The 18,613-nt window shown below is 40.2% G+C and carries 12 protein-coding genes; 9 read left to right on the top strand and 3 right to left on the bottom strand.

The genetic code is table 11. The annotated features are described in order from the left end of the window. Positions 1 to 826: 826 nt before the first annotated feature. Together ACEWK1_RS08090 and argS are read left to right on the top strand one after the other, a co-directional pair. Positions 827 to 1,252: a DUF1934 domain-containing protein gene (locus ACEWK1_RS08090; RefSeq protein WP_121663926.1), complete on the top strand. Its 426-nt coding sequence runs from the start codon at positions 827 to 829 to the stop codon at positions 1,250 to 1,252. 2 nt (positions 1,253 to 1,254) lie between these two features. Continuing rightward, complete coding sequence (gene argS, locus ACEWK1_RS08085; RefSeq protein WP_212135371.1) at positions 1,255 to 2,925, top strand: arginine--tRNA ligase; 1,671 nt, start codon at positions 1,255 to 1,257, stop codon at positions 2,923 to 2,925. 414 nt (positions 2,926 to 3,339) lie between these two features. Here argS and ACEWK1_RS08080 read toward each other — a convergent pair whose 3' ends face one another. The 3 genes from ACEWK1_RS08080 to cls form a co-directional block, all read right to left on the bottom strand. Continuing rightward, entirely contained in the window at positions 3,340 to 4,998 is a 1,659-nt protein-coding gene (locus ACEWK1_RS08080; RefSeq protein WP_212135373.1) for a family 14 glycosylhydrolase, read from the bottom strand. Between the two features lie 174 nt (positions 4,999 to 5,172). Further along, positions 5,173 to 6,129: a UV DNA damage repair endonuclease UvsE gene (uvsE, locus tag ACEWK1_RS08075; protein WP_121663923.1), complete on the bottom strand. Its 957-nt coding sequence runs from the start codon at positions 6,127 to 6,129 to the stop codon at positions 5,173 to 5,175. Between the two features lie 79 nt (positions 6,130 to 6,208). Then, a complete protein-coding gene (gene cls, locus ACEWK1_RS08070) occupies positions 6,209 to 7,411 on the bottom strand; it encodes a cardiolipin synthase (RefSeq protein WP_416635922.1) in 1,203 nt (400 codons plus the stop codon). 308 nt (positions 7,412 to 7,719) lie between these two features. Between cls and ACEWK1_RS08065 the strand changes: the two genes are divergently transcribed. From ACEWK1_RS08065 to icmF, 7 genes are all read left to right on the top strand, one after another. Next, positions 7,720 to 9,828 carry a (Fe-S)-binding protein gene (locus ACEWK1_RS08065; protein ID WP_416635921.1) on the top strand — a complete coding sequence of 703 codons (2,109 nt, stop codon included), beginning with the start codon at positions 7,720 to 7,722 and terminating at the stop codon, positions 9,826 to 9,828. Between the two features lie 144 nt (positions 9,829 to 9,972). After that, positions 9,973 to 11,151, top strand: a complete 1,179-nt coding sequence (locus ACEWK1_RS08060; RefSeq protein WP_416635920.1) for an acetyl-CoA C-acetyltransferase — start codon at positions 9,973 to 9,975, stop codon at positions 11,149 to 11,151. 145 nt (positions 11,152 to 11,296) lie between these two features. After that, entirely contained in the window at positions 11,297 to 12,148 is an 852-nt protein-coding gene (locus tag ACEWK1_RS08055) for a 3-hydroxybutyryl-CoA dehydrogenase (RefSeq protein ID WP_416635919.1), read from the top strand. A 55-nt stretch (positions 12,149 to 12,203) separates the two neighbouring features. After that, the gene (locus tag ACEWK1_RS08050; RefSeq protein WP_416635917.1) at positions 12,204 to 13,346 is read left to right on the top strand and encodes an acyl-CoA dehydrogenase; all 1,143 of its coding nucleotides are present in this window, start codon (positions 12,204 to 12,206) and stop codon (positions 13,344 to 13,346) included. 22 nt (positions 13,347 to 13,368) lie between these two features. Then, positions 13,369 to 14,508 carry an acyl-CoA dehydrogenase gene (locus ACEWK1_RS08045; RefSeq protein ID WP_379052455.1) on the top strand — a complete coding sequence of 380 codons (1,140 nt, stop codon included), beginning with the start codon at positions 13,369 to 13,371 and terminating at the stop codon, positions 14,506 to 14,508. A 34-nt stretch (positions 14,509 to 14,542) separates the two neighbouring features. After that, on the top strand, positions 14,543 to 15,163 hold the full coding sequence (locus tag ACEWK1_RS08040; protein WP_098795407.1) for a TetR/AcrR family transcriptional regulator: 621 nt from the start codon (positions 14,543 to 14,545) through the stop codon (positions 15,161 to 15,163). A 32-nt stretch (positions 15,164 to 15,195) separates the two neighbouring features. Beyond that, positions 15,196 to 18,456 carry a fused isobutyryl-CoA mutase/GTPase IcmF gene (gene icmF / locus ACEWK1_RS08035; RefSeq protein ID WP_416635916.1) on the top strand — a complete coding sequence of 1,087 codons (3,261 nt, stop codon included), beginning with the start codon at positions 15,196 to 15,198 and terminating at the stop codon, positions 18,454 to 18,456. The last annotated feature ends 157 nt before the right edge of the window (positions 18,457 to 18,613 follow it).

Raw genomic sequence — 18,613 nt, 5'->3', positions numbered from 1 at the left:
TGTCCCGATACTAGGAGTATCGAGACAACAAAAGAGTGGGAAGCCCAAGATAAGTCCCGATACTGGGAGTATCGAGACAACAAATGAGCCGGATGCCCAAGCTATGTCCCGATATTGGGAGTATCTAGACAACAAAAGAGTGGGAAGCCCAAGATATGTCCCGATATTAGGAGTATCTAGACAACAAAAGAGTGGGAAGCCCAAGCTATGTCCCGATACTGGGAGTATCTAGACAACAAAAGAGTGGGAAGCCCAAGATATGTCCCGATACAGTGAGTATAGAGACAGCAAAAGAGTGGGAAGCCCAAGCTATGTCCCGATACTGGGAGTATCAAGACAACAAATGAGCCGGAAGCCCAAGATATGTCCCGATACTAGGAGTATCGAGACAACAAAAGAGTGGGAAGCCCAAGCTATGTCCCGATACTGGGAGTATCGAGACAACAATTAAGTGGGAAGCCCAAGATATGTCCCAATACTGGGAGTATCGAGACAACATTCAGTCGGAAGATCAAGTTATGTCCCCGATCCCAGCAGCAGTAACAGCATCTCAGTCCAAGGCTCATTTTATGTCCCCGACCCCAGCAGAACCTAATCACAGATAAGTGTTTCAAATCCCCGGAGAAATCCAATGACAGGGTTAAGAGGAACAAATTCAACAAATAAACTCACTAAATAACGGTAAATTCAGGCGTGCCATTCACTTTCCGCCTTAATCGACAAACTTCGGGAAGTGACAGGCACGCAATTTTTCTTTCTTGCGTAGTTGCAAAGTGTTCTTTATACTATTAAAGTTAAAGGAGAATGATGGAAAGGGAGTGTCTACATGTCGGAAAGCACGCCTATTAGAATCCATGTGTTGTCGGAAATCCAGAATCAACATGATGATGAGAAAGAAACGATTGAAGTTTCAACAACAGGTGAGTATATTTTAAAGGGAAAAACCATTTATCTCCGTTATGATGAAACTCATGAACTCGGATCGGTCAAAACAACTGTGAAAATTGCTGATCGTGAGGTTGTTGTGATGCGATCTGGTGCGGTTACGATGAAACAGCGTTTTATCGAAGAGGAGCTAACACTAACTGATTATGGTACACCTTTTGGCAAGCTTCAATTAGAAACCTACACTAAATCACTAACAATAGAAAAAACAGAGCTTGAAGATAGGCTCGTTATTTTATATGATTTGCAAATAGATGAAAATGAAAAGCATGTACATAAATTGATGATTACCTACAAGGAGGAGTAACAATGAATATCGTTGAGCAAGTCAAAGAACGGTTAAAAGATGAAATCAAAGCTTCCGTTTTAAAAGCTGGTTTAGCTGAAGAAGCACAAATTCCAGATGTTTTATTAGAACTTCCAAAGGAAAAAGCCCACGGAGATTATTCTACAAACATGGCGATGCAGCTTGCACGTGTAGCGAAAAAAGCACCACGTGCGATTGCAGAAGCGATTGTTGAAAACTTCGATAAAGAAAAAGGGTCAATCGAAAAAATTGAAATTGCTGGTCCAGGATTCATTAACTTTTACATGAATAACAGCTACCTTACAGACTTAATTCCTAATATCTTAAAAGCTGGCGAAAGCTACGGTGAAATAAACGTAGGAAACAATGAAAAAGTTCAAGTTGAGTTTGTTTCAGCAAATCCAACAGGCGACCTTCACCTAGGTCATGCCCGTGGAGCGGCTGTAGGTGATTCATTATGTAACGTATTAGCAAAAGCTGGGTACGATGTATCTCGTGAATACTACATTAATGATGCTGGAAACCAAATTAACAACTTAGCTCTTTCAGTAGAAGCTCGCTACTTCCAAGCCCTAGGTAAAGATACAGCAATGCCTGAGGATGGCTACCATGGGGAAGACATTATTGGCATCGGGAAAAAGCTTGCTGAAGAGTACGGAGATAAGTTCGTTGATCAATCTAGCGAAGAACGCCTAAGCTTTTTCAGAGAATACGGATTAAAATATGAAATGGCCAAGCTAAAAGCTGATTTAGAGGAATTCCGTGTGCCATTTGATGTGTGGTACTCAGAAACATCTCTTTATCACAACGGAAAAATTGATAATGCCCTTGCTGCTTTAAAAGAAAAAGGCCACATCTATGAAGAAGATGGTGCAACATGGTTCCGCTCCACAACATTCGGTGACGACAAGGACCGTGTTTTAATCAAAAATGATGGCTCTTACACATATTTAACACCAGACCTTGCTTATCACAAGGACAAGCTTGACCGAGGCTTTACAAAGCTGATTAACGTATGGGGCGCAGACCACCATGGCTACATTCCTCGTATGAAGGCAGCGATCGAAGCACTTGGCTATGGCAAGGATACTCTTGAAGTTGAAATCATTCAGCTTGTTCATCTTTACAAAAATGGTGAAAAAATGAAGATGAGTAAACGTACAGGTAAAGCTGTTACAATGCGTGATTTAATTGAAGAGGTAGGTCTTGATGCTGTACGTTACTTCTTCGCAATGAGAAGCGCTGATACACATATGGACTTTGATCTTGATCTTGCTGTATCTAAATCAAACGAAAACCCTGTATACTACGCACAATATGCTCATGCACGTATTTGCAGTATGCTGCGCCAAGGTGAAGAACAAGGATTATCATTCGTGGATAACCTAAACTTAGATGAAATTTCATCTGAAAAAGAATTTGACTTACTGAAAAAACTAGGTGAATTCCCACAAGCAGTAGCGGAGGCAGCTCAAAAACGTATCCCGCACCGCATCACAAATTACATTTATGATTTAGCATCAACACTTCACAGCTTCTACAACGCTGAAAAAGTGCTAGATCCTGAAAACACAGAAAAAAGCCGTGCAAGACTAGGCCTAATGAAAGCAACGCAAGTTACATTACAAAATGCATTTACGATCATTGGTGTTTCTGCCCCTGAGAAGATGTAAAAAAGAAGAGAAGTTTGCCTCAGATGAAAGTTGTTCATCTGGGGTTTTTTTGTGGTGAAATTTGAAAACCGGATACAACCCTGTAATTCAACTTGATTTTTTATAAGGAAAAGGGCAATCGAAGATAAAATTGCAGGAATCGTAGATAAAGTGCCCAAAATCGAAGATAAAGTGCTCAAAATCGAAGATAAACTCTCCAGAATCGAAGATAAACATCCCAAAATCGAAGATAAAGCCTGATTCCAGTTCCGGCAGCACTGAAAAATACAATGAAAAACCCAAAGTAGCCTAAGTTTCTCCCATTTAAAAGAGCAGTTCATTCATAAAACTCCCCAACACCAGCCTCGCCACCCTCCAAAACAAAAAACCCCCTCAGTTTGCCTAAACCCAAACCGAGGAGATTTACTCTTCTTTCTACCACTGAATCGTATAATTCGAACTCACATTTGGCGTAGACCAAGTATTATTACCATTAGGCTCCCATGCTTTTGGACTTCCATTTGAGCCGACAATCACCGCTTTAAATTCATAGTAACGATTCGCTGCGATAGTTGCTGTTCCGCGCCAGTCTTTATTTGTGTTATCCCAAGTAAGTTTGATCATGTCTCCATCTGGGTTATTCCACATGCCCATTTCCCAACGGTTTCCTGTTACATAAACGGTATCACCGTATGCAGTAGGAGCATTTTTAACGATAAATTCAACTTTTATCGGCTGTAGAGCTAAAATATCTCGGAATCGGTCCATTTCAGCTGTTTTTGTGCCATTAGATTGAACGACATTTGCTAAACGAAGCAGAGTGAAGCCGCTGAAGCCTTCATTGAATAAATGCTGTGCGGTATTTCGGTAGCGGGACTCACTATAGCTGGCATCGGAGCTAGAGATTGCCAGTGCATTTTCTCCATTCAGCACGATTCCTCTTTGTGTCGCTAAATTCGCAATTTGAGTAACAAGTGCTTTTGGTGCTGAGTAATATGGACTTGTAAATTCTTGACTGTTGTCCATCTCTAAACATGTAAAAGTAAGATGTAGATTACTAGCTTTAAATCGATCAAGTATACTTGCATAATTGTAATATCCTGCTGAGTATTCAGATGCGTGTGGCATAGAAGGATCATTCATTTTCCAATGAATTCCGGCAATTTTAGCACCGACTGGAACACCAAATGTAGGATCAAAATTTTCATGAGCCTTCTGACTAATTAGGTTAAGATGCTTAATTAAAACATTCTGATACCATGTCATAAAATCTTTTCCATATTGGCTATTATACGCAGCACCTGAAGAGAAGAAGTTATCTCCATCTGAAGGTGGGTTTACCTGAGTCCATGAAGTAAGATTTGTTTTCCAAGCAGTGTTTAAGTTTGTTAAAGTACTATATTTAGCTTGCATATTTGTCCGGAAGTCACTTTTTGCTGTTTCCGTATATGCTTGCAGTTTTCCTCTTGAGGGATAAGACCATCCGTCGTTTGATACATAAGATGGAAATCTTAATTCTCCTGCAGGTCCACCACTTAAGTAGATTTTAATAATAATATCTTTATAATCTGAAAAATTTTGCGCAAATGATTCATATAACTCATCATATTGTGTTGAGACGACACCTGATGCCCATGGAGATAATGTTTCTTTGTTCACATAGCCGGTTTCGGATTTATGAGTAAGTGTATCAGTTGAGGCTAAATTCCAAACCCAGCTTGGTATCGGAATATTGCAATCATCACCAACATTGCCGCCACATTGGTGTGTGGAGATGATCGGAACCCATTTAAGTCCAGATTCCCTTACAGTCTGTGCATATTGACGATAATAAGACCAATCAAATTGATTGTTGCCGTTTTTTTCAACATCACCCCACCAAACATCAGTTGTTAAAGCATATACCCCATTGCTTTTTAAAGTAGCTAACTGCTTTGCAAAATCACTCCAATTAGTGATTTTCGTAAGTGGTGCCATGACGTATGTTTTATAATCTGATTTGATGTCTGCGCTTGCTGAGGTTGAAAAGAGAGAAGAAACGGTAAGTAGAATAATGAGTAAGCTAATTCCAAACCTTTTGAAAAAATGACACATATAACATCCTCCTTTGTTGTACAACAGCTTAGTTTAAACGCTTACATAATTACTCAGGTTGTGCAACCGATTGCACAAAAGTAAATGTAAGTGCACCGCTGTAGAATAAAGAATAACCCAGATCCATCCTATAAATCAAGTGAAAACGTTACCATTTATAATAGGAAAATGGCACTACCATTCTATAGTAGCGCCACCAATCCGCTTAACTCCTCTAATCTTCGCAACATCCTCACAAAGCTTCAATGCTGCTTTATCCTTTTGTTTTGCTTCAATCATCAAATCAACGTCAACATTCAATTCTTTTAACCCTTTTAATAGAGGCATTAAAAACTCAACATCAACATAATCCGCATGACTGCGAAATTCCTTCTCAGATTTTGGGGAGGAAACATGTATTTTCGGGTGTATTCCGACCCAATCCCATGTAGTAAAAATAGTAGGAAGCAGTTCTAAAAAATTTTCATCATCGTCTTTATTAGCCATGTAATGATGATAATCAAATAAAAGGGGAATCTGCTCCTTTTGACAAATGGCCAATGTTTCTGATGTTGTATAGGTTTTATCATCATTTTCTAGAGTCATTCGCTTTTTTATATGTGTTGGCAGTTTCTTAATATTATGATGAAAACGTTCTGTAGCCTTAGTTTTGTCACCGTAAGCCCCGCCAACATGAATGTTAATAATGGCTTCATCAGCAAGTCCCATCGCATCCAATAAGTCATAATGATAGGTCATATCACCAACTGCATTTTCTGTAATATGCTTTTTATCGCTTGTAAACAGTGTAAACTGATTTGGATGAAAACTCGTCCGAAGCTTATACTTTTTAACCAAATCTCCAATTTCAGTGAGCAAATCCTTAAATGGTGTTTTATAATCCCATAGCACCTCAGGGTGGGTAGCTAGTGGGACAATTGATGATGACATTCGGTATACCATTATTTCATGGGCAATATTATAGTGCATCATCCGTAAAGTATGTTCCAGATTTTGTTTCGTTACATATAAAAGTTGCTCGTGTCGTTCCTGTTCTTCGAGCTTTTTCCATCTCGTGAATGTTAATGTTTTGGCTGGTGAACAATCCCATAGAGAAAGAGCATGTGACACATAGCCGAACCGAATAATCATGATCTCCCTCCCGTTCTAAAGTCATACTATTTCGGAGCCAGAGAGCCTACAAGATTCCACACCCTGTACTCCAATAAGATTACAAAAAATGCGACACTAATGTTGCAAACCTTTCTTTTCCTTTTTCAAAAAGAGATCTCTTCTGATAGGCCTGATAGGTTAACAGCTCTGAACGACCCAAATCACCTTGAACAAATTTTTTTACCTCTTGAATAAATTCGCGGTCATATATGAGGCAGTTCATTTCATCGTTTAAATAAAAGCTTCTTTTATCAAAGTTTGCTGTTCCAATGTCACAAAGATGATCGTCAATCATAATCATCTTTGCGTGAAAAAAGCCATGGTAATACTGGTAAATTTCACAGCCTGCAAGTAGTAGGGGACCAAAGTATGGGAATGAAGCTTCTTTTACAAGCGGATGATCCTTTCGCATCGGCACCATAATTCGGACACGTACGCCCCTTGATAGAGCAGCTAAAAGCTCATCCAAAATAACTTTACCCGGAATGAAATAGGGCGAGCAAATTAAAATGTCTTGCTTAGCATCCCTAATGAACGAAATGAAATGTTTTTCAAGATTTTCTCCATATGTAGAGATGAACATATGCTCACTCTTACCGAGTGGCTGGTTAGGATAGTACTTGGGATTATCTACATCGTTTTCACCAGTAGAATCATACCAGTCTTTTAAAAATTGCTCCTGTAAATCGGCCGTGCCTTCTCCGGTGATTTTCAGGTGAAAATCTCTCCAGTATCCTAGCTTTGGATCGTTCCCAAGATATTCTTTTCCAATATTAAAGCCACCTAAATAAGAAATTTTACCATCTAAAACGGTTATTTTCCGATGATTCCTTGCTTGCGTTGTATAAAAAAGGTAAGGAAACTTAGGTTTATGAGTAAAAGCAAAACGAACACCATTGTCTTTTAGAAGTTGAATCCTTTTTTTCGTAAGCTTCGAGCTGCCTACATAATCAAGTAAAAGGCGCACTTCGACACCTTGCCTTGCTTTTTCACCCAGAATCGTTAAAAACTCATGACTGATTTCATCATTTTTCACAATGAAGAATAGCACATGAATACTTTTCGTACTATTTTTAATGCTCTCAAAAAGATCTTTATATAAAGTATCTCCATCTGTAATAAGGGTAATATCACTTTTACGTCGAGGAAATTGCGTGTACTTGCTTGTTGCAAGATGATTTCTTCTACCAAGGTGATAATCAATTGTCCACCAACAAATAATCGCCACTATGATAAAGCAGATAATGAATACGATGTTCAAAACGCCATCCTCCTAGCAGCACATATATTTTTATGAAAGGTAAGTAGGTAATCAGTACGTTCTATTTATTTTTAGCGGATTTTTCTTTTTTATGTAATCATTAGATTCTTTACTGGAACAATGCATATTTAAAAACATCAAGAATACATTGTACAACCAGCATTTATAAATCACCCTTAAAAAATTATTGACTGAATGCTCATTCATTTATTATCATAGAGATATAAGTAAATTCAGAAAACAAGAAACTTACTGTTGTGCAAAGGGGAAAAACAGACTGTAACAATTGGGAGATTGGGGGAAACAACATGGGCGCATTACTTTGGGTAAATTTAGTTGCATTTTTAATTGTAACCGCTTACGGAATTCATCTTTTCATCTACTTAATTCGTACAAGAATGGCTTATATTAAGCTAGGAAAAAAAGTCGAATTTGATGGGAAGGTAAAAGAAAGACTTGAAAAAATTTGGGTGAATGTGTTTGGACAGAAAAAGCTCTTAAAAGATAAGAAGAGTGGAATCATTCACGTGATGTTTTTCTATGGCTTTATTCTTGTTCAATTTGGAGCCATTGATTTTATTATTAAAGGCTTAGTGCCAGGTGCACACCTGCCGCTTGGACCGCTGTATCCGGCGTTTACGTTTTTCCAGGAAATCGTCACCTTTATGATTTTAGTTGCTGTAGTTTGGGCATTTCATCGTCGTTATGTTGAAAAGCTTGTTCGTTTAAAACGAGGCTTTAAATCAGGACTAGTCTTACTGTTTATTGGTGGCTTAATGCTATCGGTATTGCTTGGGAACGGAATGGGCTTAATCTGGCATGGTCATGATCTAACATGGTCTGAGCCGCTAGCCTCATCATTCGCTTTTTTACTTAGCTTTGTAGGTAAAACAGGATCAATTGTTATTTTCTATATTGCATGGTGGATCCATTTACTTTTCTTATTAACGTTCTTAGTGTATGTTCCACAATCAAAGCATGCGCATTTAATTGCCGGGCCTGCGAATGTGTACTTTAACCGTACATCAAACCCCGGTAAACTTGAAAAAATTGATTTCGAAGATGAAACACAAGAATCATTCGGGGTTGGCAAAATTGAAGACTTTACACAACCACAGTTAATTGATTTATATGCATGTGTTGAATGTGGGCGCTGTACAAATATGTGTCCGGCGACAGGGACAGGGAAAATACTTTCTCCGATGGACCTGATCATTAAGCTGCGTGACCATTTAACCTTTACAGGAGCAGCTGTTACACAAAAACAACCATGGGTGCCGGCTGTAGCATTCAGTGGCACAAAAGGAAATCAAATTGCAATGATGGCAGCTAGCTCAGGTGCGCAAGAAACGGCAGCAACTGGCTATAGTGCTTCATTAATCGGTGATGTGATTACAGAAGAAGAAATTTGGGCTTGTACAACGTGCCGTAACTGTGAAGATCAATGTCCGGTTATGAATGAGCATGTTGATAAAATCATTGATATGCGCCGTTATCTAGTGCTAACAGAAGGAAAAATGGATGCAGATGCTCAGCGTGCAATGACAAACATTGAACGCCAAGGAAATCCTTGGGGACTTAACCGTAAAGAGCGTGAAACATGGCGTGAAGCACGCGAAGATGTACACGTTCCAACGGTAAAAGAAATGAGCAAATCAGGAGAAGAGTTTGAATACTTATTTTGGGTTGGCTCAATGGGCTCTTACGATAACCGCAGTCAAAAAATTGCTTTATCTTTTGCAAAACTTCTTAACGAAGCTGGAGTTAAATTTGCGATTCTTGGTAACAAAGAGAAAAACTCAGGAGATACACCGCGTCGCCTTGGGAATGAATTTTTATTCCAAGAGCTTGCAACGAAAAATATTGATGAGTTTGTAAAAAATGATGTGAAAAAGATTGTCACAATCGACCCACATGCTTACAACATCTTTAAAAATGAATACCCTGATTTCGGGTTAGAAGCAGAGGTTTATCATCATACAGAATTACTTGCAGAGTTAGTGGCTTCTGGAAGACTGAAACCAAGCCTTCCTGTTAATGAAACCATTACATTCCATGATTCTTGTTACCTAGGAAGGTACAATGAAGTATATGATGCACCACGTAATATTTTAAAAGCAATCCCTGGTGTGAAGCTAATTGAAATGGAACGAAATCGTGATAAAGGAATGTGCTGTGGAGCTGGTGGTGGCTTAATGTGGACAGAAGAAGATACAGGAAGCCGCATTAACGTGGCAAGAACAGAGCAAGCATTAGCTGTTAATCCATCGGTGATTAGCTCAGGCTGTCCGTATTGCTTAACGATGTTAAGTGATGGAACGAAAGCAAAAGAAGTAGAAGAAACGGTGAGCACATATGATGTTGCAGAGCTTCTAGAAAAGTCGATATTTGGCGAACAAAAAGAGCTAGTTTCATAGTCATTTTCAAAGAAAAGTAAGATAAAATGGAAAGAGGGGAAATTCCCCTCTTTATCTCTGAAGAAAAATTGAGCGAGCGTTCAGTCACTGTTTGTAAGCGTTTACTATTTAATAATTTACATACATTGCAAAGGGGAGAGGGACATGGCAAAAACCGTTATTTTAAGTGGAGTAAGAACACCTGTGGGGAAGTTTGGTGGAGCTCTTTCAACATTAACAGCATCAGAGCTTGGAGGCATCGCCATAAAGGAAGCATTAACAAGAGCAAGTGTTCAACCTGAAGATGTCCAAGAAGTGATTATCGGAAATGTTCTGCAAGGAGGACAAGGACAAATTCCATCACGTCAAGCGGCCCGTGCGGCAAATCTGCCATGGAATGTAAAAACAGAAACAGTAAATAAGGTTTGTGCATCTGGACTAAGAAGCGTCACAATGGCCGATCAAATAATTCGTGCCGGAGACGAAGAAGTGATTGTAGCTGGAGGCATGGAATCAATGAGCAATGCGCCATATATGATGCCAAAAGCAAGATGGGGACTGCGTATGGGTGATTCTGCTGTAAAGGATTTAATGATTCATGATGGCTTAACATGCAGCTTTACTGGTGTTCACATGGGCACATACGGCAACAGCACATCAAAAGAGCTTGAAATCACCCGACAACAGCAGGATGAGTGGGCATTAAGAAGCCATCAGCGCACGGTTACTGCTCAGGAAGCTGGAATTTTAAGTGAAGAAATAGTTGCTGTTGAAGTACCACAGCGTAAAGGAGACCCAATTGTGGTCGACAAAGATGAAGCACCACGTAAAGACACATCAATAGAAAGATTAGCAAAGCTGAACCCTGTTTTTGATCATGATGGAACGATCACAGCAGGTAATGCGCCAGGAATTAATGACGGAGCAGCAGCTCTTGTGTTAATGAGTGATGAAAGGGCGAAAAAAGAAGGCAGAGAACCTCTTGCAACTATCTTAGCTCATACAGCAATTGCGGTTGAAGCGGAAGACTTCCCTAAAACACCGGGACTTGTCATTAATGAGCTATTAAGAAAAACAGGCAAAACTGTTGAAGATATTAATCTTTTTGAAATTAATGAAGCATTTGCAACAGTTGCATTAGCCGCAAACCAAATTGCCGGTCTTGATCCAGAAAAGGTAAACGTAAACGGTGGAGCTGTTGCAATCGGCCACCCAATCGGTGCAAGTGGAGCAAGAATTCTCATCACCTTAATTCATGAATTAAAGCGCAAAGGCGGCGGAATCGGCATTGCAGCCATCTGCAGCGGCGGCGGCCAAGGCGATGCCATCATGATTGAGGTCTAACTTTAATAGTGCAATCGGGCACTCCCCGATTGCCTCAAATCTCACCTCTGACCTCTCACCTCAGCGCGCAAAACAGAATTAAAAACTAGATTTCCGTTAGATAAAACGTATAGAAAACAATCCAAATTTAAAGAGGAGGCCCCATATGAGCATTCAAAAAATCATGGTAATCGGTGCCGGACAAATGGGCTCGGGCATTGCCCAAGTGTGTGCCATGGCTGGATTTCAAGTTGTCCTTCATGATATGAAACAGGAAATCATCGAAAAAGGTTTAACTTCCATTCAAAAGCAATTAGAAAGACAGGTGGAAAAAGGAAAGCTTTCCGAGCAGGACAAAGATGAAACGCTAAAGCGACTCATCCCTTCCGTTTCCATTGAAGATGCGAAAGAAGTTGATTTCATTATCGAGGCTGTGATTGAAAAAATGGAAGTGAAAACAACACTATTCCAGCAACTCGATACTCTTGCACCAGAGCAGGTTATTTTGGCAACTAACACCTCATCCTTACCAATTACAGAAATTGCCGCAGCTACTAACAGGCCCGATCGCGTAATCGGCATGCATTTTATGAATCCTGTTCCTGTGATGAAACTCGTTGAAATTATCCGCGGTCTTGCTACATCTGATGAAGTTTATCAGCAAATTGAAGATCTTACGAAAAAATTAAATAAAACACCTGTTGAGGTGAAAGATTTCCCCGGTTTCGTTTCCAACCGCATTTTAATGCCGATGATCAATGAAGCAATTTTTACTGTGTATGAAGGAGTGGCAGAGCCGGAAGCAGTTGATGAAGTAATGAAGCTTGGGATGAACCATCCAATGGGTCCGTTAACTTTGGCAGATTTTATCGGATTGGACACATGCTTATACATTATGGAAACACTTCATGAAGGCTTTGGTGATGATAAATATCGCCCATGTCCATTGCTACGTAAATATGTAAAAGCAGGCTGGCTTGGGAAAAAATCTGGTAGAGGGTTTTATCAGTATTCCTAATTTCAGTAGAAACATAGGGTTTTCATTTTGCAATGACCAAAGGGGTGGGCATCAAGTGAATCTACATTTTACAGAAGAGCAAGTAATGATGCAAAAAATGATACGTGAATTTGCAAAAGCCGAAATTGAGCCATTTGTGGAAGAAATGGAAAAAGGGGTATTTCCATCCTCTGTACTTCAAAAGATGGCGGGACTTGGATTAATGGGGATTCCAATTCCGACCGAATATGACGGGGCGAACATGGACTACACCTCTTATATTATGGCTATTCATGAAATAGCCAAAGTAAGTGCGACAGTAGCTGTTATTTTATCTGTTCACACATCTGTTGCAACCTATCCAATTTTAATGTTTGGCAATGAAAAGCAAAAAAACAACTATGTAAAAAAGCTTGCAACAGGGGAGCGTCTAGGAGCTTTTTGTTTAACAGAACCAAGCTCCGGATCTGACGCGGCAAGCATGAAAACAAAGGCCATTAAAAAGGATGATCACTATCTATTAAATGGATCAAAAGTATTTATTACAAATGGTGGTGAAGCTGACATATATATAGTTTTTGCCCGAACGAGCGAGGACAAAGGAACCAATGGCATATCGGCGTTAATCATTGAAAAAGGAACACCGGGATTTCTTATCGGAAAAGATGAACACAAAATGGGATTAAATGGGTCACGAACTACTGAGCTGATTTTTGAGAATGCTAGAGTCCCGCTTAAAAACCTTCTAGGAAAAGAGGGTGAAGGCTTTAAGATTGCGATGGCAAACTTAGACGGCGGCCGAATTGGCATTGCTGCTCAAGCACTTGGAATTGCCGAGGCTGCACTAGAGAAGGCAACAGCTTATGCAGAGGAACGCAAGCAGTTTGGCAAGCCAATCGCAGCCCAGCAAGGAATTTCCTTTAAGCTTGCGGATATGGCAACAAATGTGGAGGCTGCGAAGCTACTAGTCTATCAAGCTGCATGGCTAAAGGAACAAGGACTTCCATGTGGCAAGCAGGCTGCGATGGCAAAGCTATTTGCTTCAAAAACAGCAATGGAGGTTACCACAGAGGCGATTCAAATCTTTGGCGGCTATGGCTATACAAAGGAATACCCGGTGGAGCGGTATTTCCGTGATGCAAAGGTTTGTGAAATATACGAAGGTACTAGTGAAATTCAGCGAATTGTCATCAGTAAACATTTGGTGAAAGAAAAATAAGCGGTGAAATGGGGAGAAAGAGATGTACTTTAAACTTTCAGAAGAACATGAAATGCTACGAAAAACTGTAAGAGACTTTGCAAGGAAAGAAGTAGAACCAACAGCAGCAGAGCGCGATGAGCAAGAGCGTTTTGATATGGACATTTTCAGAAAAATGGCGGACCTTGGATTAACGGGAATTCCTTGGTCTGAGGAATATGGCGGGATTGGCAGTGACTATCTATCATATGTGATCGCAGTTGAGGAGCTTTCAAGAGTGTGTGCATCAACAGGTGTAACGTTATCCGCCCATACGTCGCTTGCAGGCTGGCCTCTATATAAGTTCGGTAATGAAGAACAAAAGCAAAAATACCTAAAACCGATGGCACTAGGCGAAAAAATCGGGGCATACGGGTTAACTGAGCCTGGTTCAGGATCTGATGCAGGTGGTATGCGCACGAATGCCCGTGAAGACGGAGACGATTATATTTTAAATGGCTCAAAAATTTTCATCACAAATGGAGGAATTGCCGATATCTATATCGTATTTGCAGTAACAGATCCTTCAAGCAAGCATAAGGGAACAACAGCGTTTATCGTTGAAAAAGATTTTGAAGGCTTCTCAGTAGGAAAAAAAGAAAGCAAAATGGGCATTCGTTCATCACCTACAACGGAGATTATGTTTGAAGAGTGTAAAGTACCAAAAGAAAATGTATTAGGCGAGATTGGGGATGGCTTTAAAATTGCTATGATGACATTAGATGGTGGTAGAAACGGTATAGCAGCTCAAGCAGTTGGAATTGCACAGGGTGCGTTGGATGCAGCCATTGCCTATGCAAAAGAAAGAGAGCAATTCGGCAAGCCGATCGCAGCTCAGCAAGGAATCAGCTTTAAGCTTGCTGATATGGCAACAAATATTGAAGCTGCACGATTATTAACCTATCAAGCAGCATGGCTAGAGTCTGAAGGGTTGCCATATGGTAAAGAATCAGCAATGTCTAAGCTTTTTGCTGGTGACACAGCGATGAAGGTTACAACTGAGGCCGTTCAAGTATTTGGTGGCTATGGCTATACAAAGGATTACCCTGTTGAGCGGTTTATGAGAGATGCCAAAATCACACAAATCTATGAAGGCACACAGGAAATTCAACGACTTGTCATTTCTAGAATGTTAACGAAATAAAGGAATACTAGTTTCGGTGATAGGTGGGAGGTAGATGGAAAAGCGTGAAGTTGTCGCATCCGTTAAGGATGAGAAGTTAATTGAAAAGCGAAGAGAGCAAATGATTAAAGGTGCGGTCAATCTTTTTAAAGAAAAAGGATTTCACCGCACGACAACTAGAGAGATTGCAAGGTCTGCCGGCTTTAGTATCGGAACGTTGTATGAATATATTCGCCAAAAAGAGGATGTTCTTTACTTAGTTTGTGACAGCATTTATGACCAGGTTCATGCCCGCTTAGAGGAAGATATTGATACAAAACAAGGCACAATAGAAAGTTTAAAGCGAGCGATTCACAATTATTTTATCGTCATGGATGAGATGCAAGATGAAGTGCTCGTTATGTATCAGGAAGTTAAGTCATTATCTAAGGACGCTTTACCATATGTGTTAAAAAAGGAAATGGAAATGGTCGGGATGTTTAAAAAAATTGTTAAAGACTGTGTGCAAAATGGGGAATTAACGTTATCAGAGCCAGAATGTGATTTAATTGCTCACAATATTTTTGTCAAAGGCCAAATGTGGGGCTTTAGACGCTGGGCCCTTCACAAAATGTATACGCTTGAAGATTACATTGAGCTGCAAACAAAGGTTATTTTACAAGGGGTTGGGAAGTAACTTTTGTGGCAATCAAAGGGGTGTTTTTATAAATGACAATAACAGAGGTATATAAACCAAAGCATGCTGTTCGCTTTGTCACAGCATCAAGTTTATTTGACGGACACGATGCTTCCATTAATATTATGCGACGAATCCTTCAAGCAAGTGGAGCGGAAGTGATTCATCTTGGACACAATCGTTCAGTTGAAGAAATCGTGGCTGCTGCGATTCAGGAGGATGTTCAGGGGATTGCCATTTCTTCCTATCAAGGTGGACACGTTGAATTTTTCAAATACATGTACGATCTACTGCAGGAAAAAGGAGCAGGACATATTCGTCTTTATGGCGGCGGCGGGGGAGTCATTATTCCTCGAGAGATAAAAGAGCTTCATGAGTATGGTATTGCGAAAATTTTCTCTCCTGATGATGGTCGCGAGCTTGGTCTACAGGGCATGATCAACCATATGCTAAGAGAGTGCGATTTTTCTACCGTTGAAAAGGGAGAAATCTCTTTGGACGATGTGAAAGAAGGAGAAACAAAAGCAGTTGCCAAACTCATTTCTTGTGCAGAAGCGAAAGTGTTTAAACAAGAAATCACAGAAGCAGCAGAAAACCTAATTAGTGAAATAAAAACGTTGAGTACGAAAACACCTGTGATCGGGATTACGGGAACAGGTGGTGCCGGAAAGAGCTCACTAACAGATGAATTAATTCGACGTTTTTTAAATGAGTTGCCATCAGTAAAAATCGCCATATTATCCGTGGATCCAACGAAGCAAAAAACTGGTGGGGCATTGCTTGGAGATCGAATCCGCATGAATGCCATTTTTTCTCCACGAGTGTTTATGAGAAGCTTGGCAACGAGACAATCAAAGTCAGAGCTATCATTGGCCATTCAAGATGCGATCTCTATTGTAAAGGCAGCTGGCTTTGATCTTGTGATCGTTGAAACAAGCGGTATTGGTCAAGGTGATGCAGAAATCGCTGAGATATGTGATCTATCAATGTACGTCATGACAAGTGAATTTGGGGCACCATCTCAATTAGAAAAAATTGATATGCTCGATTATGCTGATGTGGTCGTTATCAATAAATTTGAGCGTAAAGGCTCTGAAGATGCGAAGCGCCAAGTGCAAAAGCAGGTGCAGCGCAGTCGAATGCTATTTGATCAGCCACTAGATGAGATGCCTGTTTATGGCACAATTGCCAGTCAGTTTAATGATTTAGGCACAAACACTCTATTCGCAAGGCTACTAGAATTAATCAATGAAAAAACAAATCTAGATTGGCAAACCTCTCTTCCGGTTGTTAAAGATGTGGAAAAGCAAAACGTGATTATTCCGCCTGAACGCCGTTATTACTTAAGAGAAATCAGTGAAACTGTTCGAAACTATCATCGTCACTCAGAGGAACAAGCAGAGCTTGCGACAAAAAGGTTTCAACTAAAAGGTGCGCTTGAAACGCTTATGGAACAGGAAACAAATGAAGAAGTGATTTTATCTTTAAAAAATGTCCTGAATTCTCTTGAGGAAAAGCTAACACCTCAATCAAAAGCACTTTTAAATAGCTGGGAAGAAACAAAGGAGAAATATGCTCAAGAGCAATTTACAACGGTTATTCGCAACAGAGAAATTGTTACAAAGCTTAGAACCACTTCCCTATCAGGATTATCCATCCCGAAAGTATCATTACCAAAATATAAAAATGACGGTGATGTTTTAAATTGGCTTTATAAAGAAAATGTACCAGGCTCTTTTCCATATACAGCAGGTGTGTTTCCGTTTAAACGTGAAGGGGAAGACCCAAAAAGACAGTTCGCTGGTGAAGGAACTCCTGCCCGTACGAACCGCCGCTTTCATTATTTATCAAAAGATGATGATGCAAAGCGCTTAAGTACGGCATTTGATTCCGTAACACTATACGGAGAAGATCCAGCCTACCGCCCTGATATTTACGGGAAAATTGGGGAAAGTGGAGTAAGCATTTGTACATTAGATGATATGAAAAAGCTCTATGATGGCTTTGATTTATGTGCCCCTTCCACATCTGTTTCAATGACAATCAATGGTCCAGCACCAATTATATTAGCGATGTTCATGAATACAGCGATTGAGCAGCAGGTAAACAGAAAGGAAGCTGAGCTCGGACGTTCGCTAACAATGGAAGAATATGATGAAGTAAAAGCCTTCACTCTTCAAACAGTAAGAGGAACCGTGCAAGCCGACATTTTAAAAGAAGATCAAGGACAAAACACATGTATTTTTTCAACAGAGTTTGCCCTCCGTTTAATGGGGGATATTCAGCAATACTTTATTGATCAAAAGGTACGAAATTATTACTCTGTTTCCATTTCTGGCTACCATATCGCAGAAGCAGGAGCCAATCCAATTTCACAACTAGCCTTTACGCTCTCAAATGGGTTTACGTATGTGGAATATTACTTAAGCAGAGGAATGGATATTGATTCATTCGCACCTAACTTATCGTTTTTCTTTAGTAATGGACTCGATCCGGAATATACCGTTATCGGTCGCGTTGCCCGGAGAATATGGGCAACCGTCATGCGCGACAAATACGGCGCCAATGAACGAAGTCAAAAGCTAAAATATCATGTTCAAACATCAGGGCGCTCCCTACATGCCCAGGAAATTGATTTTAACGACATTCGCACAACCCTTCAAGCGCTAATGGCCCTGCATGATAATTGTAATTCATTACACACAAACGCCTATGACGAGGCGATCACAACGCCAACAGAAGAATCTGTACGCCGCGCAATGGCCATTCAAATGATTATTACGAAAGAACATGGCTTAACTAAAAATGAGAATCCGCTGCAAGGCTCATTCATTATTGAAGAGTTAACAGACTTAGTAGAAGAAGCAGTACTACAGGAATTTGACCGTATTAATGAACGCGGCGGTGTACTAGGCGCAATGGAAACACAATATCAACGCGGCAAAATCCAGGATGAATCGATGCACTATGAAATGAAAAAACACACAGGTGAACTGCCAATCATCGGTGTAAACACTTACCTAAATCCAAACCCACCATCACAAGACATGATGGACAACATGGAACTCGCCCGTGCATCACAGGAAGAAAAAGAAACGCAAATCCAAAACTTAAAGGCCTTCCAACAAACACACGAGCACAAAGTTGAAGAAGCATTGTTGAACCTAAAAAACAAAGCTATCCACAACGGCAACATCTTTGCCGAACTAATGGAAACTGTAAAAGTAGCCAGCCTTGGCCAAATTACGCAGGCATTATATGAGGTCGGGGGACAATATAGAAGGAATATGTAGAGTTGGGGAAACCGGTTACGCCGGTTTCTGTTTTTTTTAGTGGCTAGGTGTGACACTTCCGGCTGTCATTAACGAGGCTATGAAGACTGTTTAAGTGGGTGAAGAGTTGCGAGATGGTCTTCATAGGCGAGATGAAGACTGTTTAAGTGGGTGAAGA

It is taken from the genome of Metabacillus sp. YM-086 (genome assembly GCF_048059995.1).
Classification (GTDB): Bacteria; Bacillota; Bacilli; order Bacillales; family Bacillaceae; genus Metabacillus; species Metabacillus litoralis_B.
The sequence above is the reverse complement of the archived record's forward strand: the minus strand, read 5'-3'. Positions and strand labels throughout refer to the sequence as shown.

Coding starts and splice junctions, on each gene's coding strand:
- ACEWK1_RS08040 (WP_098795407.1), top strand. CDS start 14,543: ATGGAAAAGCGTGAAGTTGTCGCATCCGTTAAGGATGAGAAGTTAATT.
- ACEWK1_RS08065 (WP_416635921.1), top strand. CDS start 7,720: ATGGGCGCATTACTTTGGGTAAATTTAGTTGCATTTTTAATTGTAACC.
- ACEWK1_RS08045 (WP_379052455.1), top strand. CDS start 13,369: ATGTACTTTAAACTTTCAGAAGAACATGAAATGCTACGAAAAACTGTA.
- ACEWK1_RS08060 (WP_416635920.1), top strand. CDS start 9,973: ATGGCAAAAACCGTTATTTTAAGTGGAGTAAGAACACCTGTGGGGAAG.
- uvsE (WP_121663923.1), bottom strand. CDS start 6,129: ATGATTATTCGGTTCGGCTATGTGTCACATGCTCTTTCTCTATGGGAT.
- ACEWK1_RS08055 (WP_416635919.1), top strand. CDS start 11,297: ATGAGCATTCAAAAAATCATGGTAATCGGTGCCGGACAAATGGGCTCG.
- icmF (WP_416635916.1), top strand. CDS start 15,196: ATGACAATAACAGAGGTATATAAACCAAAGCATGCTGTTCGCTTTGTC.
- argS (WP_212135371.1), top strand. CDS start 1,255: ATGAATATCGTTGAGCAAGTCAAAGAACGGTTAAAAGATGAAATCAAA.
- ACEWK1_RS08090 (WP_121663926.1), top strand. CDS start 827: ATGTCGGAAAGCACGCCTATTAGAATCCATGTGTTGTCGGAAATCCAG.
- ACEWK1_RS08080 (WP_212135373.1), bottom strand. CDS start 4,998: ATGTGTCATTTTTTCAAAAGGTTTGGAATTAGCTTACTCATTATTCTA.